Annotated in this window: 1 protein-coding gene; it reads left to right on the top strand. The window is 41.3% G+C overall.

Annotated features, from left to right (window positions below; all coding sequences use genetic code 11):
* Positions 1-286: 286 nt before the first annotated feature.
* Positions 287-472, top strand: a 186-nt coding sequence (locus tag FHK88_RS02425; RefSeq protein WP_227429206.1) for an AAA family ATPase, incomplete at its 3' end; no start/stop codon positions are given.

Raw genomic sequence — 472 nt, 5'->3', positions numbered from 1 at the left:
GCCTATAACCATCAAAAAAGCTAGAAAAGTTACTTGGCGTTAAGTAGGTTAATGCTAACATATTATCCCTATAAAGTTTATGACTGCTTGCATAAACTTAAGAGAATTTATCTAAAGTTGATACTGGCATAGTTGACACTGATAACTGTACTGACTGGTTGCTTTTCCTGTGCCTTATCGTTAGTCTAAGACCAGCAGTTATTCACAATTTTTGACTAGTAGCTTATGCTAGTTTAACGTACGCCTGCCTTTTATCTTATCCTATTGCAGTCAATGAGATGCGCGGATGCTCACATCCTTAACCTTACGCCAGTTTGCTTTGATCTCCCAAAATGAGCTTAGTTTTGCCGAAGGCTTCAATGTTATTACCGGAGAGACAGGCGCAGGGAAATCCTTACTATTAGATGCGTTATCCCTATGTATCGGTGAACGTGCTGACTCCAGTATGGTGCGCCACGGTGCGGATCATGCC

It is taken from the genome of Psychrobacter sp. I-STPA6b, assembly GCF_020662265.1.
Classification (GTDB): domain Bacteria; phylum Pseudomonadota; class Gammaproteobacteria; order Pseudomonadales; family Moraxellaceae; genus Psychrobacter.
The sequence above is the reverse complement of the archived record's forward strand: the minus strand, read 5'-3'. Positions and strand labels throughout refer to the sequence as shown.